The 21,859-nt window shown below is 63.0% G+C and carries 27 protein-coding genes; 18 read left to right on the top strand and 9 right to left on the bottom strand.

The window, feature by feature from the left end:
• Window positions 1-30 precede the first annotated feature (30 nt).
• Window positions 31-300: a hypothetical protein gene (locus tag A3M3_RS0102345; protein ID WP_155854261.1), complete on the top strand. Its 270-nt coding sequence runs from the start codon at window positions 31-33 to the stop codon at window positions 298-300.
• A 17-nt stretch (window positions 301-317) separates the two neighbouring features.
• Here the strand turns inward: A3M3_RS0102345 and A3M3_RS23525 are convergent, their stop codons facing one another.
• Complete coding sequence (locus A3M3_RS23525) at window positions 318-1,052, bottom strand: SOS response-associated peptidase (RefSeq protein ID WP_051422889.1); 735 nt, start codon at window positions 1,050-1,052, stop codon at window positions 318-320.
• A 119-nt stretch (window positions 1,053-1,171) separates the two neighbouring features.
• On the opposite strand from A3M3_RS23525, the gene A3M3_RS0102335 reads away from it, so the two are divergent.
• From A3M3_RS0102335 to crcB, 3 genes are read left to right on the top strand one after another with little or no spacing between them, the layout of a single operon-like run.
• The gene (locus A3M3_RS0102335) at window positions 1,172-1,708 is read left to right on the top strand and encodes a universal stress protein (protein WP_051422888.1); all 537 of its coding nucleotides are present in this window, start codon (window positions 1,172-1,174) and stop codon (window positions 1,706-1,708) included.
• Window positions 1,705-2,208, top strand: a complete 504-nt coding sequence (locus A3M3_RS0102330) for a fluoride efflux transporter FluC (protein ID WP_081736667.1) — start codon at window positions 1,705-1,707, stop codon at window positions 2,206-2,208. Before A3M3_RS0102335 ends, A3M3_RS0102330 begins: the two co-directional genes overlap by 4 nt.
• Window positions 2,205-2,573, top strand: a complete 369-nt coding sequence (gene crcB, locus A3M3_RS0102325; RefSeq protein WP_028264984.1) for a fluoride efflux transporter CrcB — start codon at window positions 2,205-2,207, stop codon at window positions 2,571-2,573. The genes A3M3_RS0102330 and crcB overlap by 4 nt, the downstream gene beginning before the upstream one ends.
• Before the next feature lie 27 nt (window positions 2,574-2,600).
• Here the strand turns inward: crcB and zapE are convergent, their stop codons facing one another.
• From zapE to A3M3_RS0102305, 4 genes are read right to left on the bottom strand one after another with little or no spacing between them, the layout of a single operon-like run.
• Complete coding sequence (gene zapE, locus A3M3_RS0102320) at window positions 2,601-3,119, bottom strand: AFG1/ZapE family ATPase (protein ID WP_028264983.1); 519 nt, start codon at window positions 3,117-3,119, stop codon at window positions 2,601-2,603.
• The gene (corA, locus tag A3M3_RS0102315; protein WP_028264982.1) at window positions 3,119-4,114 is read right to left on the bottom strand and encodes a magnesium/cobalt transporter CorA; all 996 of its coding nucleotides are present in this window, start codon (window positions 4,112-4,114) and stop codon (window positions 3,119-3,121) included. The genes zapE and corA overlap by 1 nt, the downstream gene beginning before the upstream one ends.
• Window positions 4,101-4,244 (bottom strand): hypothetical protein, encoded by a 144-nt coding sequence (locus tag A3M3_RS27805; protein WP_155854260.1) that lies wholly within the window; start codon window positions 4,242-4,244, stop codon window positions 4,101-4,103. Before A3M3_RS27805 ends, corA begins: the two co-directional genes overlap by 14 nt.
• 53 nt (window positions 4,245-4,297) lie before the next feature.
• Window positions 4,298-4,855: an Lrp/AsnC family transcriptional regulator gene (locus A3M3_RS0102305; RefSeq protein ID WP_028264981.1), complete on the bottom strand. Its 558-nt coding sequence runs from the start codon at window positions 4,853-4,855 to the stop codon at window positions 4,298-4,300.
• A gap of 167 nt (window positions 4,856-5,022) precedes the next feature.
• Between A3M3_RS0102305 and A3M3_RS23515 the strand changes: the two genes are divergently transcribed.
• The 3 genes from A3M3_RS23515 (at window position 5,023) to A3M3_RS0102275 (ending at window position 7,269) form a co-directional block, all read left to right on the top strand.
• A complete protein-coding gene (locus A3M3_RS23515; protein ID WP_035741246.1) occupies window positions 5,023-6,261 on the top strand; it encodes an MFS transporter in 1,239 nt (412 codons plus the stop codon).
• 106 nt (window positions 6,262-6,367) lie between these two features.
• The gene (locus tag A3M3_RS0102280) at window positions 6,368-7,045 is read left to right on the top strand and encodes an ArsR family transcriptional regulator (RefSeq protein ID WP_028264978.1); all 678 of its coding nucleotides are present in this window, start codon (window positions 6,368-6,370) and stop codon (window positions 7,043-7,045) included.
• The gene (locus A3M3_RS0102275) at window positions 7,042-7,269 is read left to right on the top strand and encodes a hypothetical protein (protein WP_028264977.1); all 228 of its coding nucleotides are present in this window, start codon (window positions 7,042-7,044) and stop codon (window positions 7,267-7,269) included. The genes A3M3_RS0102280 and A3M3_RS0102275 overlap by 4 nt, the downstream gene beginning before the upstream one ends.
• 10 nt (window positions 7,270-7,279) lie before the next feature.
• On the opposite strand, the gene A3M3_RS0102270 is transcribed toward A3M3_RS0102275, so the two are convergent.
• Window positions 7,280-7,783 carry an Lrp/AsnC family transcriptional regulator gene (locus A3M3_RS0102270; RefSeq protein ID WP_028264976.1) on the bottom strand — a complete coding sequence of 168 codons (504 nt, stop codon included), beginning with the start codon at window positions 7,781-7,783 and terminating at the stop codon, window positions 7,280-7,282.
• A 385-nt stretch (window positions 7,784-8,168) separates the two neighbouring features.
• On the opposite strand from A3M3_RS0102270, the gene A3M3_RS27800 reads away from it, so the two are divergent.
• Entirely contained in the window at window positions 8,169-8,336 is a 168-nt protein-coding gene (locus A3M3_RS27800) for a hypothetical protein (protein WP_155854259.1), read from the top strand.
• 128 nt (window positions 8,337-8,464) lie between these two features.
• Here A3M3_RS27800 and A3M3_RS0102260 read toward each other — a convergent pair whose 3' ends face one another.
• Window positions 8,465-9,649, bottom strand: a complete 1,185-nt coding sequence (locus A3M3_RS0102260) for an integrase catalytic domain-containing protein (RefSeq protein ID WP_081736666.1) — start codon at window positions 9,647-9,649, stop codon at window positions 8,465-8,467.
• A 220-nt stretch (window positions 9,650-9,869) separates the two neighbouring features.
• Between A3M3_RS0102260 and A3M3_RS0102255 the strand changes: the two genes are divergently transcribed.
• Window positions 9,870-10,829, top strand: a complete 960-nt coding sequence (locus A3M3_RS0102255; RefSeq protein WP_028264974.1) for an MIP/aquaporin family protein — start codon at window positions 9,870-9,872, stop codon at window positions 10,827-10,829.
• Between the two features lie 3 nt (window positions 10,830-10,832).
• Here A3M3_RS0102255 and A3M3_RS23510 read toward each other — a convergent pair whose 3' ends face one another.
• Window positions 10,833-12,095 carry an MFS transporter gene (locus A3M3_RS23510; RefSeq protein ID WP_035741244.1) on the bottom strand — a complete coding sequence of 421 codons (1,263 nt, stop codon included), beginning with the start codon at window positions 12,093-12,095 and terminating at the stop codon, window positions 10,833-10,835.
• 93 nt (window positions 12,096-12,188) lie between these two features.
• On the opposite strand from A3M3_RS23510, the gene A3M3_RS0102245 reads away from it, so the two are divergent.
• A complete protein-coding gene (locus A3M3_RS0102245; RefSeq protein WP_028264973.1) occupies window positions 12,189-13,163 on the top strand; it encodes a LysR family transcriptional regulator in 975 nt (324 codons plus the stop codon).
• Between the two features lie 48 nt (window positions 13,164-13,211).
• Complete coding sequence (locus tag A3M3_RS0102240) at window positions 13,212-14,138, top strand: N-acetylglucosamine kinase (RefSeq protein ID WP_051423282.1); 927 nt, start codon at window positions 13,212-13,214, stop codon at window positions 14,136-14,138.
• Between the two features lie 132 nt (window positions 14,139-14,270).
• Here the strand turns inward: A3M3_RS0102240 and A3M3_RS0102235 are convergent, their stop codons facing one another.
• Window positions 14,271-15,314, bottom strand: coding sequence for a pirin family protein (locus tag A3M3_RS0102235; RefSeq protein ID WP_028264971.1), 1,044 nt, complete (start codon window positions 15,312-15,314; stop codon window positions 14,271-14,273).
• A 101-nt stretch (window positions 15,315-15,415) separates the two neighbouring features.
• Between A3M3_RS0102235 and A3M3_RS0102230 the strand changes: the two genes are divergently transcribed.
• The 7 genes from A3M3_RS0102230 (at window position 15,416) to A3M3_RS0102200 (ending at window position 21,853) form a co-directional block, all read left to right on the top strand.
• Window positions 15,416-15,874: an NUDIX hydrolase gene (locus tag A3M3_RS0102230; protein ID WP_028264970.1), complete on the top strand. Its 459-nt coding sequence runs from the start codon at window positions 15,416-15,418 to the stop codon at window positions 15,872-15,874.
• 147 nt (window positions 15,875-16,021) lie between these two features.
• A complete protein-coding gene (locus A3M3_RS0102225; RefSeq protein ID WP_028264969.1) occupies window positions 16,022-17,104 on the top strand; it encodes an ABC transporter ATP-binding protein in 1,083 nt (360 codons plus the stop codon).
• Complete coding sequence (locus A3M3_RS0102220; protein ID WP_028264968.1) at window positions 17,104-17,814, top strand: ABC transporter permease; 711 nt, start codon at window positions 17,104-17,106, stop codon at window positions 17,812-17,814. The genes A3M3_RS0102225 and A3M3_RS0102220 overlap by 1 nt, the downstream gene beginning before the upstream one ends.
• Complete coding sequence (locus tag A3M3_RS0102215) at window positions 17,811-18,557, top strand: ABC transporter permease (RefSeq protein WP_028264967.1); 747 nt, start codon at window positions 17,811-17,813, stop codon at window positions 18,555-18,557. Before A3M3_RS0102220 ends, A3M3_RS0102215 begins: the two co-directional genes overlap by 4 nt.
• Window positions 18,554-19,498 carry an ABC transporter substrate-binding protein gene (locus A3M3_RS0102210; RefSeq protein WP_028264966.1) on the top strand — a complete coding sequence of 315 codons (945 nt, stop codon included), beginning with the start codon at window positions 18,554-18,556 and terminating at the stop codon, window positions 19,496-19,498. Before A3M3_RS0102215 ends, A3M3_RS0102210 begins: the two co-directional genes overlap by 4 nt.
• Before the next feature lie 229 nt (window positions 19,499-19,727).
• A complete protein-coding gene (locus A3M3_RS0102205) occupies window positions 19,728-20,948 on the top strand; it encodes a pyridoxal phosphate-dependent aminotransferase (protein WP_028264965.1) in 1,221 nt (406 codons plus the stop codon).
• 50 nt (window positions 20,949-20,998) lie between these two features.
• Window positions 20,999-21,853, top strand: a complete 855-nt coding sequence (locus tag A3M3_RS0102200) for a polyphosphate kinase 2 family protein (protein WP_028264964.1) — start codon at window positions 20,999-21,001, stop codon at window positions 21,851-21,853.
• Window positions 21,854-21,859: the final 6 nt, after the last annotated feature.

The following is a 21,859-nucleotide window of genomic DNA, read 5'->3' as shown; positions in this document are numbered from 1 at the left end:
ATTGTCGTTGCCCGGCAGTAGTATTCCGGCATGCCTGAGCAGCCCGAATATCCCGCGCCGTTGAATTCAGTGGGCGCCCCGCCTCCGCGTCAGACGGAGCCGCTATCCACTGTTTCAAGGGTGCCTGTCATCGCCAAGCTCGTTTGGCCGAAATACCTTCAATACGTTCCCGCCATGGTCACCCGGACGGCGGAGGGCAAGGTCCTGGTGCAGTGGTGGCCGAACCCGTTCGGATCGGGGACGCGGCTCACCTGGCTGAAAGACACGGACGTCCGGGCGGAGCTGCGCTACGAACGGTGAGTGCTACGAGCGGGGACTCAGGCGGCCGGGTTCGCGACGTCCACCAGACGGGTGTTGTCGTCCAGAAGTTCCACCGGTCGCAGTGTCCATGACGACGCCAAAGCGTACGCATCGCCCAGCACGGCATCCAAGAGGGCCTGGCCCCGGGTTTCCTTAGGGTCGATCCAATCGTCGATCATGTCCGGAGAAATCGGCACCGGGATCCTGTCATGCAAATGGTGCAGTCTCTCGTGGACGCCCTCCGGAGGGGAATCCATGGTCAGGATTGAGCAGGACAAACGCCATGCGCCGGGCGCGGACCTGTCCTCGATGCTCTCGTCGCGCCACGGAGCAAACAATCCCGCGAAGGTAATCAGTTCATCGCGTGGTTCAACAATGTAGCGCTGCTTGGGGTCCTTGCGTCCAGGTCCTGATTTCTTCCACTCGTAGTAGGCAGAGGCCGGAACGACTGCCCGCCACTTGGGCAGGGAAGCCCTGAACGCCGGGATCTGGCCGGCGGTTTCAGAACGTGCGTTCCAGGTGGGTACCTTCGAGTCGAAGGACTTGGAGAAGGACGGAACCAAGCCCCACCGGCCCGCGGCAAGCTCCCGGCCCACCGCGCCGTCTTCGGCCCGCCCCCGCAAAAAGACCACGGGATCAGTCGGATTAATCTGGAGGGTCGGCGAGGGGTAGTCGATATCGCCGCGCAGTACAGCGCCGAGCTTCCTCGAGAGGTAATCTGCTTCGAAACCGACACTGAACCGACCGCACATATCGACATTCTTACCTAGCGCTTGGGACGACGCCAGTCCTCGACGACGGGCTTCGTGCAGCTTTCTGGAGCAAGATAGAAGAACCCGTATCCTGACAACCCGGAAATTTGGAGGGCCCCATGAGCAATCCGCGTGGCGATGACACGCCGTTGGCCAAAGGGCGGCCGTCGAGGTTGGCCGGGCCGGTACTGGCAGGGGTGCTCCCGAAGCAGCCTGGAACCGTGGTGGAGAAAGCCGCGGAGGTGGCGCTCAGTGCCGGGTTGGAACTGGTCCTTGCCTTCGCTGATGTCACGAACTTTCCTGCTGCGGGGGACCGGGACGGGCATCTCGCGGCCCAGCCGATCGACCCCGACGGAATCGACGACGACGCTGCGGCCATTTCGGAGTCACTCCAGTCCCGCATCGCGGACCAATTGCGCGGTACGGCGGTGCAGTGGTCATTTGTCACGCTCGCCGGCGAGCCTGCGAGATCGTTGGGCCGCTATGCCGCGAGCATCAACGCTTCCATGATCGTCGTGGGAACCAAGGAACACGGCCTCGGCCCGAGGTTTGAGGGACTGGTCACCGGATCGGTAGCCTTGCACTTGGCCCATCGCCAGAACTGCCCTGTGCTCATGGTTCCCTTGGGCCGTCATGATGCAAGCAGGGATCAATGAAGGACAGCAGCACCGCACCGACCGGCGCCAAAACTCCGGAGGCGCCCCCGACTGACAGGCCTTCGCACCGCCCGCTCCATCTGCACGGACCGTTCGTTCTGCTTGTCGCGGCCGGGGGAATCCTGGGGGCTTCGAGCCGCTACGGATTTGGCATGGCCCTTCCGGCGCCAGATGGGTGGCCGCTGCCCACCTTGCTCATCAATCTGACGGGCGCGCTGGCGCTTGGCTGGCTCCTCGAAGAACTCGCCCGGAGCGGTCCCGACGCCGGTCTCCGGCGGGTTGCCCGGTTGGGCATCGGAAGTGGCTTCCTCGGTGCCTACACCACCTACAGCACCCTGGCCCTGGACTCGGTGCATCTCTTCGGCGCAGGACGCGGAATGGACGCTGTCTGGTACCTCGCGGCTAGCCTATTTGGCGGTGCAGCGGCCACTACCCTCGGTATTTGGCTTGGAGCCTTTCGGCACAAATCCGCCGAAAAGAAACGGAACAGCCCGCCATGACCATCCTTCTGATCGCACTCGCGGGCGGCGCAGGTGCGGCCGCCCGGTTCGTAATGGATGGACTTGTCCGTTCCTGGGCCAGGACTGCGCTGCCTCTGGGCACCATCTTCATCAACGTTTCCGGCTCGCTGCTTATGGGGATCTTGGCCGGGCTGGTGATGACAAGGCAGGCACCCGAGTCCCTGCAGTTGATTCTCGGCACCGGATTCCTTGGCGGATACACGACGTTCAGCACGGCAAGCCTTGAAACCGTCAGGCTCATCCAGAGCGGCCGGACGGGCCTGGCCCTCCTCAATGGAGTGGGCACCATGGCCGCTTGCGTGGGAGCCGCAGCGGCCGGCGTCGGGCTGGTTTCTTTGCTCTGAAACCGCCTGTCCCGCAAGGGAAATCGTTCAGCTGCCCCAAGTCTCTGCGTCTTCGAAAGGCGCTGAAGCCTCCACCCTGCCCAGGGGCGAGAGGCGGCTCGCGATCCTGGCCAAGTCAACTGGCTGGATATCGCTTCGGTGGACCGGATCCTGGGCTGGCTCCCAATCCAGCGGGCCATGTCCGATCAGGAACAGGGTGATGTCTTGCTCGCATAGAACATCGATCACCTTGGTGAATCGCTGCCAGGCCGCCGCGGATCCGAGAGATGACTCCCGATGTGGTGAGGGAACGCCGTCGACCACCCAGGTCTTGAAGTCCCCGGCCAAGGCCTCATAGTCCGCCGTCGACGTCGGGCCGCCGCATAATTCGGAGAAGCCGATCCAGAGGAGGTCGTCGGCCGCTTTGACGGTGATCCCGTGGGTTGTGGGAGTGAGTACCCGCTCTTGTGACGCCGACGGGCGAAACAAACCGAAGGCCCCCAGCTGCGCCGGCGTCCCGGGTGTGATGATCCAGCCCTTGTTGAAGCCTTCCTGGCCGGGGGTCATCAGAGCCAGCTCTTCCGCTTGAAAATGGTGTACATGAGCAACGATGCGACGACCATCAGGCCGATCGCCATGGGATAACCGTAGGTCCAATGGAGCTCGGGCATAATGTCAAAGTTCATGCCGTAGAGCCCGGTAACGAAGGCCGGTGCGAAGAAAATCGCTGCCCACGATGAAATCTTCTTGGTTTGTTCGTTTTGTGCTGCGCTCGCCTCGTTCTGCCGGTTCGCGGTCAGGGTGCCATCGAGGGTCAAGGCGTTCTGCAGCAGGTCGCGGAACCCGTTGGCTCGGGAAATGACTTGTTCGGCGTGGTCCTCCACATCGCGGAGTTTACGCTGCAGCTCTATGTCGACACCGTATTTCACGAATCCGCGTTTGAGGGCGGCCATCATCTCCGGGAGCGGGTTGATGGCGCGCTGGAACTGGATGACCTCGCGGGCGAGCTCATAGATGCGCCGGGAAACGGTGGGGTCACCGCCGAAGAGTTGGTCCTCGATCTCGTCAATGTCGTTTTCCAGCCCGGAAATCACCGGACCGTAATCGTCCACCACTTGGTCAAGCAATGCATAAAGGACGGCTTCGGGCCCATGGCGCAACAGCTCCGGTTGTTGTTCCAGATTGCGCCGGACCTGGGCTACTCCGGGGGTTTCCGCGTGGCGGACCGTCACCACGAAGTTGCTTCCGGTGAAGATGTGAAGCTCGCCGAATTCCACGGTCTCCGTTTGATCCAGGTATCGCGCGGGCCGGAGGACCGTGAAGAGGTTGTTGTCGTAGCGTTCAAGCTTGGGCCGTTGGTGGGCATTGACGGCGTCCTCGACGGCGAGCAAGTGCAGGCCGAACTCGGCCGCCACTGCCGCCATTTCGGTTTCGTCCGGCCGGTACAGGCCTATCCACACCATTCCGCCGTGGGCGGCCAGCGTTTCGACGCTTTGCTCAAGACTGTCCGGAGTGGCGGTCCGGATGCCGTTCACGTAGACGGCGTTATCAATGATGGTCACGAGGCCATTCTCCTCCCGCTGGGCCGCCGGTGCGGAAGACGACGGACATCACCAGCGCAAAGAAGGCGCCGGCCATGCCTCCGTGCACTCCCGACTTGACGATGAGGACAGCCAGCAGGATGCTCGTCACCGACGCCGCCACGATCATGGGGACCCAAATAAGAGCCGATCCATTCCGGAATCCTAGTCGGCTTCGCTGACCGGCGAAGGGGAGGAATCCTGCGGTTTGATCCGTTTCGCGGTTCCTGCGGTCTCGGCGTCCGTGAGCCTGCCGATGAGCGGCTCGGTCCGGTACGGGATGTGGGTGTGCAGGGCGAGGACGGTTTCCGTACGGATGACGCCCTTGATTCTGAGGATGGAGCGGAGCGCGGTTTGCAGGTTGTGCGTGTCGGTGGCTACCACCCGGCACAGGAGATCGCCTCTCCCGGAAATTTCATGCACCTCCAGGACCTGGGGAATGCGGCGCAGGGAGCCGATCACGCCGTCGAGCTCCCGGTGGGTCACCTCCAACGTCACGAAGCCGACGACGTCGTACCCCACCTTTTCGAGGTCGACCTCGCGGCCGCCGTCGTTCAGTACGCCCGAACGGACCAGCCGGCGCATCCGCGACTGGGCGGTATTGCGCGCAATCCCGAGGGACTCGCTGAGTTCGCCGATCTGGACCCGGGGATCGCGGATCAATTCCAGCAGGATCTTCAGATCTGTCGGGTCGAGGGTGTTCACATCATCACTCCGGGTCATTTGTGGCTATCAACGAGCGTCAATATTGACAGTTTTGATCAATTCTTTCATGAATATCTGATCTATCTGGCAGTCCTGCGACATCCTATTGCCAACAATAATTGGGTCATTGCGTCCCGGCCCACAAAGCCCGGCAGCGTGATGGCCGCTGAGGCGAAGGCATGGGAATGACTGTCTTTAGCGAACTCCGCATGCGTCCGGCCACCGCCGAACGCTGGGGCTGGGATGCTTCCACGAGGGCACGGCTGGTCCTGGCCGGCGTCGTGATGTTCACGCTGCTGGTAGGCGCCAACCTGGCGAGCCCGCTGTATCCGTTGCTTCAGTCGGAGTTGGGGATAACCTCCCTGGGCGTGACGATCGCCTTCGCAAGCTACGTCCTGGCGCTCGTGGGCGTGCTGATGCTCGCCGGTCATTGGTCGGACCACATCGGCAGGCGCGCTGCCTTGGTCCTCGCCGTCGTCGTGGGCCTGGCCGGTGGCCTTGTTTTTGCCAACGCTGACAACCTGTTGATGCTCTCTGCTGGCCGGATGCTCCAGGGCGTTGCGGTCGGACTTGCCACCGGGGCGAGTTCCGCGGCGCTCCGGGAGCTGCTTCCGTACCGGCCGGAATGGGCTTCACGATTCACGTTGCTTTCTTCGTCCGGCGGGGTGGCTGCCGGTCCTGCGATCGGCGGACTGCTTTCGCTGCTCCCGGGCGCCACCTCCACGCCCTTTGTCATTCATGCGGCCGTCCTGCTGCTTTTGCTGGTGCCGCTGTGGCTCCTCAAGGCCCGGCCCGCGATTCGTCCGGCCGAAGGCCCGCGCCCCTACACAGTGCTCGCCCCCCGGCGGCCCTCTGTATCGCGGGACGCGAGGGGCGCGTTCTGGTTGGCCTCCAGCGTTGGATTCTTGAGCTTTGCCGTGTTTGGATTCTGCCTCTCCCTGGCGCCTGGCTACTTCGCCGTCGTCGTGCATGCCGATTCCCGCCCCATGACCGGGCTGCTCGCCGGGCTGACGTTGGGCGCGTCCGCGCTGAGCCAGCTCCTGACCGTCCGCGGCAGGTTCGCAGTGCCGGCGGGACTGGCAGTGTTGGGGGGATCCATCGTTCTGGTGGGCGCGGCAGCGTCGCTGTCCAGCCCGGTGTTGCTGGTGGCGGCCAGCCTCGCCGCCGGTGTTGGGCAGGGGGTCGCATTCCGTTTGGTGTTCAACGATGTTGCCGGAAAAGTGGAGGCGTCGCGGCACGCCCAGATCATCAGTACCCTCTACGTCATCACCTACCTCGGAAGCGCGGTGCCCGTCATCGGACTGGGGCTGGCCGCTTCGGTGATCGGACTGGGCGCCGCTGCCAGCTGCTTCACGGTGGCGTGCGGACTGGCAGCGATGGTGCTTGCGGCCGTGTCGGTCCGTGGAGTACTCCGGAAGGGCTGACGGCGGGCCCCTGGCAAGGCAAGGCAACTTGCAAAGACTGATTTGCAAATAAATGCTTGCAAAGAAATGCTTGCAAAGGTTTCTTTGCAAGAGTAGCGTTTCCGACATGGACAAGGTTCAGGAACCGGAATTGCCCGTCCGTAAGGTCGATACGGCATCCCTCAAAGCGCTCGCACATCCCCTGCGGGTCCAAATTCTTGAGATGCTGTCCCGTTACGGAGCGCAGACGGCGTGCAGCCTGGCCGAACTCCTGAACGAATCCAGCGGCGCCACAAGCTACCACCTGCGCCAGCTCGCCAAGTTCGACTTTGTCCGCGAGGTCCAAGGCAAGGGGACGGCCAGGGAACGGTGGTGGGAGCGGCCTAAGGGAGCCATCCAGATCACCTCGCCCGAGCTGGCACATTCACCGGCGACCCAGGAGGCGTCGCGGCTGGTCACCCGCGAATTCGAACGCAGCAGGCAGGCTGTCCTCGCCGACTTCATGGCCCACGGCATGGAATCTTTGGATGAAGAGTGGCTCGAGGCCGCCATCGTCAATACGGCCAATGCCCGGATGTCGGCCGAGCAGCTTGGCCGCTACGCCCGTGCCATGGAAGCCGTGGGCCGCAAGCTTCTGGAGGAAATCCGGAGCGAACCCGAGGCAGACGATGCCCGTCCAGTCCAGATCCACATCAACGCATTCCCCATCCTGGGTGTCCCCGCATGGGCCGGAGACAAGAAATCCCGCGACGCGAAGTCGCACGCAGCAAGCACCGCAGCAACCACTGAAGGGAAAGAGTCATGAGCACTGCCACCGCATCATGCGGATCCTACCGGCGACCCTCCATGCTGGAGTCGGCCGCTGCGGGAATCGGAGCCAATCTGATTTCATGGGCCGAACGCAGGCGCTACATTCCGCCGGTCGACCTGGCCCTGCAGCGCGCGGCCTTCAGGCGCCGCCGGGAACTCGGTGATTTACGCCAGGACGCTATCGGAGCCGCGCACTCCGGGCTCGAACCGCGCCACTGAAACAAGGCCGTTAATCCGGAAGTGGGCCGTGGTTGCCCTGGATGTGGGCAAAGACCAAGGTGGTCTCGGTATGGCCCACCACGGGGTCCGTCGCGAGATTGTCCAGGACCCAGTCACGGAGGTCATCGGTGTTGGCTACGGCGATATGCAGAAGGTAGTCCACCGAGCCCGAAGTGTGGAACGTCGAGATCACCGCAGGAAGCGCAGGCACGCGGGCAGTGAAGCGGTCAATCTGGTCCCGGTCGTGGGCACGCAGGCGCACGGCGATCAGGGCCTGGACCGATCGACCGATCGCGGGCAGGCTGAGGACTGCCTCGAATCCCTCAATGATGCCGCGTTCGGAAAGTGACCGTGTGCGCATGAGTGCGGTTGACGGTGCAATGCCGACCAGTTCGGCCAACTGCTTGTTGGAGATCCGGGCATCCCCCACCAAAGCTGCAAGGATGCGCTCGTCGATCGCATCCAGGGGCTCGCTGGTGCTGACGGGCCGAACGTTCTTCGGGGTGGTGCTCACGAATCCTCCTGAAAGTGCTGTCTATTCATCATAGTTGCCATTTTCCGCACAATCCATTCATTGACACCATAAGTCTCCGAATTATTGCCAGATATTTGGCGAATTCAGCGATGAATAATTCAAGCAGAGCAGTGATGGCCTGCGACGCGCTCGCGGTCCCAGCGGGCCGGACGGGACTCGCGGAACGGGGCGTTCACGCCCTGCCCATCAAGCTATCGACCACGGCTCCTTTGCCTGCTGTTCGCGACGGCGGACTTGCGTACGGGCAGATGGCCACGGGTGGGAAACCCTCGGAGGTCAAAGCAACGTGTAGCAGCGTCTATGGAATCTTACGGTAGCCAGGTTCGAAGACGGCGTTACGGCGCTCGAAGGAGTGGGGCAATCGGTGGGTCTTGCTTCAGGAATAGCCGCCTTCAGCGCCGTGCGGTTGGCGGCCTGGCCGGAGGGCCCTGGGGCCAAGCCGCACGCGCGCATGCTCAGGCTTTCGATTGGATTGGAAGACTCCGCCGATATCGTCGATGACTTGGTCTGTGCCATCGAGTCCACCCGGTAGCCGGTCCCTCGGCTGACGTTGGCCCCTGTTGACTCATTGCAATACCTCCGGGAAGAGTAATACGTTGCCTCATTTGAAAACCTCCGGATGGGTGGTTTCGTTGCCTCGTTGAAGAGCCTCCGCGAGGCCTAGCTGTTCCAGGCGCGGTTGACGGGTTTGAGGGGTGCTGGTTTCTTGGCTAAGGCCAGTGTTTCCAGCTGCCCGGTAAGCGCCAGGATCTCGCGGGAAAGGGCTCCGGGCTTGATGCGTTTGAAGGCGGCGTTCATCTGGATGACCGGGCGTTTGTTCATCCGTTCATGCCGGATCGCGCGTTGGTGGGGTGTGGCGGGGGCGTCGTGTTTCTTCGTGACTTTCGCGCCGTGCCGCTGCTTGGAGAGTAGCTTCTGCTGCGGCAGCAGGTAGTTGGTGAAGACACGGTCCAGCTCCCAGATCTCGTTGAGTTTGGCCAGTTCCGCGTCGGTGTCGTAGCGCAGGTAGCCGACCAGTTCCCGGACCCTGGCCCAGTTCTTCTGCTCCACGTGGGCTCCGTCGTTTTTGTTGCCGGGCCGGGAGCGGGTGAAGGTGATCTCGTGCGCGTGGCAGTAGGCCAGCAGATGCTCGTTGATGAACTCGGAACCGTTGTCTGAATCGATGCCGATGATCGGGAACGGGAACACGGCAGTGACGTGTTCGAGGGCCTCGAAGACCCATTTGGCGGCCTTGTTCCGCACCGACCGGTTCACGGTCCAGCCCGTGGCGATGTCCGTCACGGTCAGGGTGCAGCAGAACTCGCCGAAGCTGTTGCCTCCCTCGTGGCCCACCAGGTCGATCTCCACGAACCCCGGGACGGCGTCATCCCACTCGGCCCAGGTGCGGACCGGGATCTGGGATTTGAGCAGCGTGCCCGGCTTGGTATGGGACCGTCCCCGCGGGAAAAGTTTTGCCCGTTCGCCGGCGAGTTTCCGGTCGATGGTCGCTGCGCTCATCCGCATCAGCAGTCCGGCCTGTTCATCGGTCAGCTCAAGCTCCCGGTCCCTGCGCAGCAGCGGGACCAGGACAGGCAGCATCGGGGCCAGCAGCCTGCCGGCAGGGGCGCGCAGCACGGCCCAGCACTTGATGAGGGCAGGCAGCAGATCAGGCCCGTAGACCGCGGTCCTGCCCGGGCGTGGTCTGACGATCTTCAACACCAGGGCATCCCGCAACGCCGCCCGGGCGTAGTCGCGGTGCCAACCGGTCAGCTCGACCAGTTCGTTCAAGATCCGGGACTTCCCTGCACGATCAGCACCCTTATAGGCGAGGGCCTTCTTCTTCGTCACAGCTTGCCGCTGGGCCATCGTTAGCTCCATGAAAACGGGCATAGCCCCCAACCGCCGCCACAATTGCGAACCACGCCGCTACACGGAGGTTTTCAAATGAGGCAACGTATCCGGCTACGCGGAGGTTTTCAATGAGTCAACGCGGGCCATGGTCACCCAAGGCCAATCGGCATACCATGAATGTGCTGGGGTTGTCAATTTCCATTGGTGAATCAGATGACTCAAGGAGGCACTCGGGATGAGTGATGTCAGTCCCCTAAGGAATGCGGTCCGCAACGGAAGCGGCCTCAAGCAGTTGGGCGGTACGTGGGGTGAGCTCCTCTCCGAGTTCCTCGGTACGTTCGTCCTGATCTCCTTCGGCGACGGCGTTGTGGCCATGGCCGTGGCTGCGTTGCCCGGCTCGGGACGCGCCGCAACGTCCACCACTATCTTCATGGCCGCCGGTGACTGGCTGTTGATCACGTGGGGATGGGCCATCGCGGTGACCATGGCAATCTACGTCGCCGGCGGCGTCAGCGGGGCGCACATCAACCCAGCCGTGACAGTGGCTTTCGCAGTCCGGCGGAAATTCCCGTGGAAGAAGGTGGGTCCGTACATCCTTGCCCAGATTGTCGGCGCCTTCGCTGGTGCAGCGATGGTGTACCTGCTCTATCACGACGCGATCGACGCCTATAACAAGGCAGTCGGCACCGGGCGTGCGGATTCGAAGGGGCTTGCCACCTACTCGATTTTCGCGACCTTCCCAGCACCGTACTTCAATGGAAATCCCGTTGGTCCGCTGATCGACCAGGTTGTTGGCACGGCTTTCCTGGTCTTGTTCGTTGTGGCCATCATCGACATGCGCAACACGGCTGTCCAGGCCAATCTGGGCCCGTTCATGATCGGCCTGGCCGTGGCGGCGATCGGCATGTCCGTGGGTGCGAACGCTGGATACGCCATCAACCCGGCCCGTGACTTCGGACCGCGGTTGTTTGCCTGGCTGGCCGGATGGGGGCAGACGGCGCTGCCGGGCACCGTAGATGGAGCGTTCAGCTGGTACTTCTGGGTGCCGATCGTGGGGCCGTTGATCGGCGGGGTCATCGGTGTGCTGATCTACGACTGGTTCATCGGCGATGTGTTGCACGCGCGGGCGCGGTTGGCGGAACCCACGCCTTCGGGCAGGACGGGAATGGAGACCGCCCCAACGTCCGAGACATAGCAGTCACAGGGAGGAGCCGACGACGCCGACCCGGCGCTCCGGGGAGCGGTGCACGACGGCGGTGATCACCGCCGTCGTGCAACACAGCGCGATGACGGTCCAGGCGAGTGCGTTCCAGCCGAAAGTCTGGAAGGCGAGTCCTCCGGCCCAGCCGATGATGCTGGAACCCAAGTAGTAGGAGAGGTTGTACAACGAGGCCGCCTGCGCACGTCCGTTCGTCGCGATGGTCCCGGTCCAGCCCGATCCGATGCTGTGGGCTGCGAAGAATCCTCCGGTGAAGATCACCAAGCCCACCAGTATCGCGGCGAGGTTGTCCCACAGGGTCAGCCCGAGTCCAGCCGTCATGGTCGCGATGCCCACGAGGAGGACCGTGCGTCGGCCGAGGCGCATGGACAGTCCTGCTCCCCAGCGGGAGCTCACGGTGCCGGACAAATAGGCCAGGAAGATGAGGCTCACCACGGTGGCGGGCAGTCCAAAAGGCTCGGCGTGCAGTCGGAACCCGAGGTAGTTGTAGACGGCAACGAAACCACCCATCAACAAGAACGCCTGAACGTAGAGGGCAACGAGTCGTGGATTGGAGGAATGGCCCACCAAGGTCCTCATCGCCCCTCGGAATCCTCCTGCCGAGCTTGGAGTGAAGCGCCGCGGCTGCGGAACCAGCAGCAGAAACAGGGCGGCCGACAGGGTGGCAAGGAGGGAAACCGCAAGAGTGGCCGCGCGCCACCCCCATAACTCGCCGACCGGGCCTGCCAGCAAACGACCCGCAAGTCCACCGAGGGTGGTGCCGGCCACGTAGCTGCCGGCAGCCAGCGCGGCGTGCCCTTTGTTGACTTCCTCATTCAGGTACGCGATGGCGATGGCTGGAATACCGCCCAGGGCCATGCCCTCGAGTGCCCGCAGCGCGAGGACGAGGGGGAAAGCGGGGGCCATGGGGACGAGCAGGCCCAGGACAGTGGCGGCCGCGATTCCAATAGTCATGGCACGCACGCGGCCAATTCTGTCGGCAACGAAGGACCAGGGCAACACCGTCGCCGCAAGTCCTACCGTGGCAAAGGAAATGGTGAGCGCAGCCTCGGCTGCCGTGATGTGCAGCTCGTTCGCCATGAGTGGCAAGACAGCTTGGGTGGAGTAAAGCTGCGCGAACGTAGCCACACCGGCAAGGGCGAGTCCGGCAAGGATCCTCCGATACGCCGCAGAGCCTTTCAGGTGGCCTTCCCAGCCGAACTCGCCCGGGCTCCCGCTCGTGGATGCTGCGCTTGTACTCACGTTTCAACAGTACGGCCGCCCGAAGTGATGATTCCAATGCATGATTTACCTAAGATTGATAGCAGATATTGATGATTGAAAAGGCGGACCGGAATGGACAGCGAACACAAGCAACTGGTCCAGCTACTGCCGATGCTGCCGCTGCTGGCTGAGCTGGGCCGGACAGAACACGTCACCGAGACTGCAGAGCTGTTGGGAGTACCCCAATCGACCGTCAGCCGGGCGCTGGCCCGGGCTAGCGCCGTCGTCGGGACCGAACTCCTGATCCGTGAAGGCCGCGGCGTCCGCCTGACCCCCGCCGCGAAGGCGTTGCTGCCTTATATTGAGTCAGCTCTGGCGGAATTCCAGGCGGGGCTGGACGCGGTCCGCCACGAATCCGACGTGGTCCGCGGCAGAATCAGGGTGACTTTCCAGCACACTTTCGGCGAAGCAACGTTGCCGCTGCTCATAAGTGCCTTCCGGAACCGGCACCCCTCCACTGCCTTCGAGCTCAGTCAAGGAGCCCGTGCCGCGTGCCTTGAATCGCTCATCGCGGGAGACGCCGACTTCGCCTTGACAGCACCCGTTGCGGGCCCTGGCAGGAACCTCGGCTCTGCGGCCTTGTATCGGGAACCGTTGCGATTGGTGGTCCATCACCGCCATCCGGTGGCCCGAAGGTCGAGCGTGCGGCTCGTCGAGCTCAAGCATGAGCCGTTCGTTTCCATGGGACCGGGTTTCGGCCTGCGCTCGCTGGCCGACGCGATCTTCCGGGATGCGGGCTTTCGCCCCAGGGTCGCTTTCGAAAGCCAGGATTCGCACACCATCCGGGGGCTGGTGTCCGCCGGATTGGGCTACAGCATCCTGCCGCCGGGCGGACTGGGGTCCGGACCCCAGGGCGTCCTGGATTCCACGGACCTCGGCTGGGTGGAGGTATCGCTTGAGTCGGAACTCGCGTACCGGGAGATAGGGATTGCATGGCGAGAGCGGCGCAAAGAGCCCGATCCCGTACAGCTTTTCCGCGAACTGGTACTTTCCGAAGGGCCGGGACTACTCGGGGGACTGGTGAAGGCGAGATCCGGAAGCCAATAGGACCTCCACCTTAGGATCACAGCGCGGGCCCGCGCTACGCTTTTGGACGTGGAGACAGCAGAAAACCCGACCCCCCGGCCCGACGGATCGGTACCGGCAACGGTCATCGGACTGGACATCGGTGGTAGTAAAACCCGAGGCGTGCGGTTCGAGGACGGTGTACCGGTCCGCGACGAAAGCACCGGCAGCTCCAACGTCCAAAACGTCAGCAGAGAGACGGCGGCCAAGAATCTCGCGCAGCTCTTCGCCTTGATCGGTGGAGGCACCGTGGACCGCGTCCTTGCCGGCGCGGGCGGAATCGATACCGACGCCGATGCCCGCGCCCTCGCCGGACTGATCGAACCCCATGTCCCCGGCGCACAGGTCACGGTGGTGCACGATTCCCGCCTCCTGCTGGCGGCCGGCGGCGCAAGCACGGGAGTGGCCGTCATCGCGGGAACCGGATCCGCGGCGTGGGGAAAGAACGCGGCGGGAGAGGAAGCCCGCGCAGGGGGTTGGGGGTTCCTCCTGGGCGACGAGGGCAGTGGTTATTGGCTCGGCCGGGAGGCGGTCCGCCATAGCCTTCGCCGGATGAACAAAGGGCTGGAACCGGATGGCCTCACCACGGCTCTCCTGGAATCCTGCGGGGTGGACGATCCCAACAAACTCATTGCGCTCTTCCATTCGGAGGACACCGACCGGCGGTACTGGGCTCAGCGGGCAAGCGCAGTGGTGGAAACCGCGCGCGAAGGACTCGAGACCAGCCGCCAGTTGCTGGACCAGGCGGGCCGGGACCTCGCGGAGCTGGCTGCGCAGCCCGTTCGGCAACTTGGCCTCCGCGGACCGGTGATATTGGGTGGCGGGCTCGGCATGAATGTGGAGGCCCTACAGACCGCTTTCCGGGCGGGACTCGCCACCCATGGGATCACCGATGTACGGGTTTTGGAGCAGGAACCGGTTTTCGGGGTCATGCGGATTGTCGGGGAACTGTCCTAAAGCGCAGAGGCGGTTCATGCTGAGCGACGCGCAAACTGCCGACGGACACGGAGAAAGACCGGCGACGCGCTGATACCGGTGTCCTAAGTCCTGCTATGTGGCGCCAGGCTTTTTGGGTGTCGCTCCCAACTCCTACTCGGTAGCCCGGTTCCGGGTCCTTGGTTTCAGCTGAACCCCCGGCATGGGAGGTGCCGGGATGCGCCCGGCTTCCGCACCGGCGTCGGGCCCATGCCCGTTGATCCACCCGAATCTCGCGGAGCGGGCTTCGTCATCGCTCAGGAGCGCCTGGGCTTCCCATTCTTCGCGCGCCTGCTCCACTTCCTTGTGCGTCCGGCCCACAAAGTTCCACCACATCAGGATGTCTTCTTCGAAGGGTTCACCGCCGAGGAGCATGAACCGCGTGCCAGGAGCGACCTCGACGCGGAGCGATTCACGGCCCGTGCCAAGGAAAGCGAGGGGCCCGGGCTCGATAGTTTGGCCATCGATGACCGCGGAGCCGTCCAGGACCAGGACCGCGTGTTCAAAATCGGGGTTCAGGGGCAGTCCGACGTCGCCCGAGGCTGTGACTTCGGCGCCGACAATGGGACTGTACATCGTGGCGGGGGAACTGTGTCCGGCGAATTCGCCGACGAGTACAGTGGCCCTGAAATTGTCCGCGATGACCACCGGCAGATCGACGATTTGCTGGAACGAGGGCGCCCGGTGCCTGACGGCGTCCGGCAAAGCGACCCATAACTGCAGCCCCCGGGAAATCGGCAGGGGAGCGCCGGCGTCGAGCGTGTCCGGGCGAAGTCCTGCCGGAAGGACTGCGAACTCGGAATGCGAAATGCCGCGGCCTGCGGTCATGATATTCAATTGCCCCGGGCGGACCACGACGTCGCTGCCCAGGCTGTCGCGGTGCCGCACTTCGCCTTGCAGCGGCCACGTGACTGTTTGCAGGCCGGTGTGGGGGTGGGGGAGGACGCTCATCGCCACGCGATCCGGGCCGAAGCTATCGAGGAAGCACCAGGCGCCCACGGTGGGGAGGCCACGCTGGGGAAGCGTACGGGAGACCGTCATATTGCGGACACCGCCCAAAGGAACGTTGCGGGCCGGCCAAAGCTGCACGCAAGGACCCTGGCCGGGGTGACCTGCAGGGCAGATTTCCTGGGACGGGGCCGTTTCCAAGTTGGTCACGATAAAACTCCATGTGCCGAAATTTGCAAAATCAAAAATATTGAACCCGGAACTTCCACCAGCCTAGTCCCGTGGCGTTGCTCCCCGCATAGGCTGGCTCCATGAGCATCGATTTCGACACCCGACCTGCCGCCTACGGAGTCGTCATCCGCGACCATGCAATCCTTCTCGCCTATTGGAAGCAAGACGGCAAAGAAGGGTGGACCCTTCCCGGCGGAGGCTTGGACCTGGGGGAGCATCCCGTGGACGGCTGCCGCCGCGAAATCATGGAGGAAACCGGGTACGACGCCGTCATCGGCCCAATGCTCGGCATCGACGTCGGGCACTGGCCGGACCAAGATCGGCTGGACGGGGCAGACCGTGATTTCCAGGCAATCCGCCTGATCTACGAGGCCACCATCACGGGCGGCGAACTGACCCACGAGATAGACGGAAGCACTACGCACGCGGCCTGGGTGCCGTTGGAGAAGGTACCAGGACTGAACCGGGTGTCCCTCGTGGACATCGGCCTCCGTCTGCACAGTGAAAGGCCCCTCAACGGAAAACTCCCGACGCCCTGAGCATTGCCGATTCATTACGGTCTTCGCGCCTGCGCTGACATCGTCGGTGGTGCTGGCTAGGCTGTAGAAACAATGTTCACTGTTGAATCGTTTCCACCCTTGATAGTGCAGTTGATAGTGCAGCCCAACAGTTAGGTAAGCCCGGGAATGGCTGAAGCCATGATTGAGTTCCAGAGCGTCACCAAGCAGTATCAGGGCGGGCAACCCGCGGTTGATGGATTGAGCATGTCCATCGACAAGGGTGCCATCACCGTATTCGTGGGACCCTCGGGCTGCGGAAAGACCACTTCCCTGCGGATGATCAACCGAATGGTGGAGCCCACCTCGGGCACCATCACTGTGGGCGGACGGGATGTTTCGAATGAACCGGCTGCCCGGTTACGCCGCTCCATGGGTTATGTCATGCAGTCTTCGGGGCTCATGCCTCACCGTTCGGTGCTGGACAACATTGCCACGGTTCCAAGGCTCAACGGTGTTTCCAAGGCGGCAGCCCGAAAGCGCGCGCAAGAATTGCTCGACGTCGTCGGGTTGGCCTCGGTGCTTGGCAAACGGTACCCGTCCCAGTTGTCCGGCGGCCAGCAGCAGCGTGTCGGGGTAGCCCGTGCGCTCGCAGCAGACCCGCCCGTCTTGCTGATGGATGAACCCTTCAGCGCGGTTGACCCCGTGGTTCGCGACGAACTCCAGCAGGAACTTCTCCGGCTCCAGCGCGAACTGGCCAAGACCATCGTCTTCGTCACCCACGACATCGATGAAGCCACCGTGTTGGGCGATAAGGTGGCCGTTTTCGCCGTCGGTGGCAAACTGGCGCAATACGCGGCACCGGAGGAAATCCTCCGCGCGCCCGCCAATGACTTCGTGGCCTCGTTCGTCGGGCGGGACAGAGGCTTCCGGCACCTGGCCTTCAACGACGCCAATGCCGTTCCGGTGCATCCGGTCAAGACCGTAGCGGCGCCGCAACTCGGCGCGGACAGCGAATGGGCTGTGGTGCTCGACGGCGACTCCCGGCCGTTGGGATGGGCCTCCCCGCGTGACGGAGCCGGGCTGATTCCCGGCGGTTCCCTTTTCCGTCGCGGGGATACGCTGCGACGAGCGCTGGATGCGGCCTTGTCATCTCCATCGGGACTGGGCGTAGTGGTCGACGACGACGGTCGGTTCGCCGGGGTCCTCAAATCCGAGGAAGTACTGGCCCTGATCGAAGAAACCCGGCACAACCGGGAGGACGCCCCCTGATGGAATGGTTCCTGGCGAACAGCGACATGGTCTTCCAGCGGGCAGGCGAGCACCTTGTCCTCGCTTTGATTCCCATGGTCCTGGGCCTGCTCATCGCGGTGCCCCTGGGGCAACTGGCTCGCAGGAACCGGACCCTCCGGGCTGTGATCACCACGGTAAGCTCCCTGCTGTACACCATTCCTTCCCTGGCGCTCTTCATCATTTTGCCGCCGATCCTGGGAACCCGGATCCTGGATCCGCTCAACGTGGTGGTTGCACTCACGATCTACGCCGTCGCCTTGCTGGTGCGGGCTGCCATGGACGCGTTCGATTCAGTGGACGACGACCTCCGGATGGCAGCGGTGTCCATGGGATTCAAACCAACCGCGAGGTTCTTGCAGATCGACCTGCCACTTTCCTTGCCCGTGCTTTTCGCGGGCTTGCGCGTCGTGTCCGTCAGCAATATTTCCCTCGTCAGCGTCGCCGCGCTCTTGGGAGTCGGGAACCTTGGAATGCTGTTCACCGACGGGCTTCAGAGGACGTTTGTCACTGAGGTGGTGGTCGGTATCATCGCCATTCTTCTGCTGGCCCTGGTCATGGACACGTTCCTGGTCCTGCTGGAGAAGCTGCTGACACCCTGGACGCGGGCGGGTGCCACCACTGCCAAGCAAGATGCCAAAGCCGAACACTTCATCGCCGACACCCGGATCCACTCGGAGGTGGGCCGGTGAGCAACATCTTCGTTGACACCCTGGCATGGCTCACGGATCCCGTGCACTGGACCGGAAGCGGAGGAATCGCAACCCGGATCCTGGAACACCTGCAGTATTCCGGGCTGGTCCTGGTCATTGCCGCGGCCATCGCCGTGCCGGTGGGACTTTTCATTGGCCACACCGGACGGGGGCGCGTCGTCGCGGTCGCAATCGCCGGCGCCTTGAGGGCACTCCCCACCCTCGGCTTGTTGGTCCTGTTCGCCTTGTTGGCCGGCAGCGGACTCATGCCTCCTGTCTGGGCTTTGGTCATCTTGACGGTGCCGCCTCTCCTTGCGGGGACCTATGCAGGGATTTCCAGCGTGGACCCGACCGTTGTCGACGGAGCCCGTGCCATGGGTATGACAGAACTCCAGGTCTTGTTCAAGGTGGAACTGCCCAACGGCCTTCAGGTCATGTTCGGCGGCATCCGCACTGCAGTCCTCCAAGTCATCGCGACGGTTTCCGTGGTGGCCTACCTTCCCTTGGGAGGCTTGGGGCGTTATCTTTTTGACGGATTGGTCCTCCAGGACTTCCCCCGAATGCTGGGCGGGTCACTGCTCATCGCGGCATTGGCAATTGCTGTCGACCTCATTCTGGCCTTGGCGCAGAGGATCCTCCTCCCGCCCGGACTTTCCATCGATTCCAGCGGCGGCCACAAGGCCGCCGAAGATCTCGCAGCCGCTGCACCAGCAGGGGCTGCCGTTCAAGGAGGTACCGCATGAAGCACCCCGTCACCCTGACCCGCCGAGGGTTCGGCGGCCTAGCGGCAGGGGTGGGCGTTGCGCTCGCCCTGAGCGCATGTGGAGGCAGCCCGCTGTCGAGCCCATCCACCAATGCTGCCTCCGGGGCCGGCGGCTCGCTCACCGTGGGCTCGGCGGATTTCCCGGAGAGCCAGGTCATCGCCGAAATCTACGCGGGAGCGCTCAACGCCGCCGGGGTCACGGCGACCACCAAGCCCAACATCGGTTCGCGCGAGATCTACTTCAAAGCTGTCCAGGACGGTTCGATCGACCTCGCGCCGGACTACTCGGGCAACCTGCTCTCGTATCTTGATGCGAACGCCACCCAGGTCTCGGCCGATGACGTCTACAAGGCACTTCCCGGCAAACTTCCACAGGGCCTGGGAGTGCTCGACCCCGCCAAGGCCGAAGACAAGGACGCCATGGTCGTCACGAAGGCCACGGCGGAGAAATACCAGCTCAAGTCCATCGACGACCTCGCCAAGGTCTGCCAGGACCTCACCATGGGGGCACCGGCAACCTTTGAGACCCGTGCCTACGGTTTCCCCGGCCTCAAGGCCAACTACAACTGCGTCATGAAGGGCTTGAAGCCATTCAGCGACGGCGGCGGCAACCTGACGTTGCAGGCCCTGCTGTCCAACGACGTCCAGGTCGCTGACATCTACACCACTACGCCGTCCATCCAGGACAATGCCCTGGTGGTCCTCGACGACCCCAAGAACAACTTCAAGGCCCAGCAGGTCCTTCCCTTGTACAACACCGCCAAAATGACGGACAAGGCGAAGGAAGCCCTCAACGGCGTGTCGAAGATTCTGACCACGGATGATCTCATTAACCTCAACCGCGCGGTCAGCGGCAACCAGAAGCAGAATCCCAAGGATGCTGCTGCCGCCTGGCTCAAGGACAAGGGCATCGTGAAGTAAGTCCCCACCGCCTCCCTCGCCTCGCTCCGCTCATCCAGGGAACCCTCCCCGCCACCTCCCCAAAACTCGCAAGCTCGATTGGGGCCCCTCGGTGGCGTGGGCCCAGGCGGCGGAGGGCCCTGCCAAGGACGACGGCGGTGAGGAACCCTTTGCGGGGCCTCGCCGCCGTCGTCGCTTGTGTGAGTGATGTCTCAACGGAAGTACATCCCCGGTGTGGCATATTTGATGAATGGCAGAATTCAAGCAGTCCACCAAGCTTCATAATGTCCTTTACGACATCCGTGGACCGATTCTTCAGGCCGCCCAGCAGATGGAGGCAGAGGGGCACCGCATCCTCAAACTGAATATCGGAAACCCGGCACCGTTCGGATTTGAAGCGCCGGACGCGATTTTGGTGGACATGATCCGCCACCTGCCCCATGCCCAGGGATACAGTGACTCGCGCGGTATCTTCTCGGCACGCACCGCCGTCTCGCAGTACTACCAGACCCGCGGCATCCAGAACATTCACGTTGACGACATCTACCTCGGCAACGGTGTCAGCGAGCTCATCACCATGTCGCTCATGGCCTTGCTGGAAGTGGGGGACGAAATCCTCATCCCCACTCCCGACTACCCTCTCTGGACAGCTTCGGTGGCGCTGGCCGGCGGCCGTCCGGTCCACTACTTGTGCGACGAAGAATCAGGCTGGCAGCCGGACCTTGAGGACTTGGAATCCAAGATCACCTCCCGCACCAAGGGCATCGTGGTCATCAACCCGAACAACCCCACGGGTGCGGTGTACCCGGAAGAGACCCTGAAGAAGATCGTGGCCCTGGCGGAAAAACATGGCCTCGTGGTGTTTGCCGACGAGATCTACGAGAAGATCCTCTACGAAGACGCCGTCCACGTAAATCTTGCCGGGCTCACCGGCGATGACGTCCTATGCCTGACCTTCAGCGGACTGTCCAAGGCCTACCGGGTGTGTGGCTACCGCGCCGGCTGGATGGCCATCTCCGGTCCCAAGAAGGACGCCGCCGACTACCTTGAGGGCATCAACCTGCTGGCCAACATGCGATTGTGCGCCAACGTGCCGGCACAGCATGCTATCCAGACCGCACTGGGCGGCCACCAAAGCATCAAAGATCTGATTCTGCCCGGCGGCAGGCTCCTCGAACAGCGGAACAAGGCCTACGATCTGCTGAACGCCATCCCGGGCGTTAGCACCCAGCAGGCCAAGGGTGCGCTGTACTTGTTCCCGAAGTTGGACCCTGAGGTCTATCACATCCGTGACGACGAGAAATTCGTCCTCGACCTGCTCAAGGAGCAAAAGATCCTGGTTTCACACGGGCGCGCCTTCAACTGGGTGCGTCCGGACCACTTCCGCATGGTGACGCTGCCGAACGTCAAAGATATTGAAGAAGCGATCGGCCGCATGGCGGACTTCCTCGAGCGGTACCAAGGCAACTAGCCTAAGTGGATCGCCGCCATCAGCGCGGCCACACCAGAGGAGAAGCCGAAATGGCTGGGGCAACGGAGTTTACCAAGCAAGTATCAACGGTCTTGAAGGTCGGGGCCGGATTCTCGCTCGACGCGGTAGACCCCGAATCGACGCCCGGCTACAAAGGGAAGAAGCCTAACGGGGTCGCTTTGCTGGCAGCACAGGACGATCGTTTGGACGTCCTGCAGGAGATGCTCTTTGCCCAGGGAAAGTTTGGCAGCCAGAAGCGAGTGCTCCTGATCCTCCAAGCCATGGACACCGCCGGCAAGGGAGGGATTGTCGAACACGTCGTGGGATCGATGGATCCACAGGGAGTGAGGGTTGCTCCGTTCAAGACGCCGACTGAGGAAGAGAAAGCCCACGACTTTCTTTGGCGGGTCGAGAAAGCCTTGCCCGACGCCGGTTTCGTTGGAGTTTTTGATCGCTCGCACTACGAGGACGTGCTGATCCACCGCGTGCACGGTTGGGCCGACGAGGCTGAACTGGAACGGCGCTATGGAGCCATCAACGAGTTCGAGGCGCGTCTGGCCGAACAGGGCACCGCGATCGTCAAGGTCATGCTGAACATCAGCCGCGATGAGCAGAAAACGCGACTTCTGGCACGCTTGGACGACCCGTCCAAACATTGGAAGTACAACACGAGCGATCTCAGGGAACGGGCGCTCTGGGACTCCTACATGAAGGCCTATCAACTCGTTTTCGAGAAGACCTCAACCGAGGTGGCGCCGTGGTACGTGGTTCCGGCGAACAAGAAGTGGTTTGCGAGGATCGCAGTCCAGGAGCTTCTTCTGGAGGCGCTTGGAAAGCTGGATCTCAGCTGGCCGAAAGCCAATTTCAACGTGTCGGCCGAACGGGCGATGGCCGTCCAATCCTAGGAGGCC

The organism is Arthrobacter sp. MA-N2 (assembly GCF_000517125.1).
Taxonomy (GTDB): Bacteria; Actinomycetota; Actinomycetes; order Actinomycetales; family Micrococcaceae; genus Arthrobacter; species Arthrobacter methylotrophus.
This window is presented reverse-complemented; position numbering and strand designations above follow the sequence as displayed.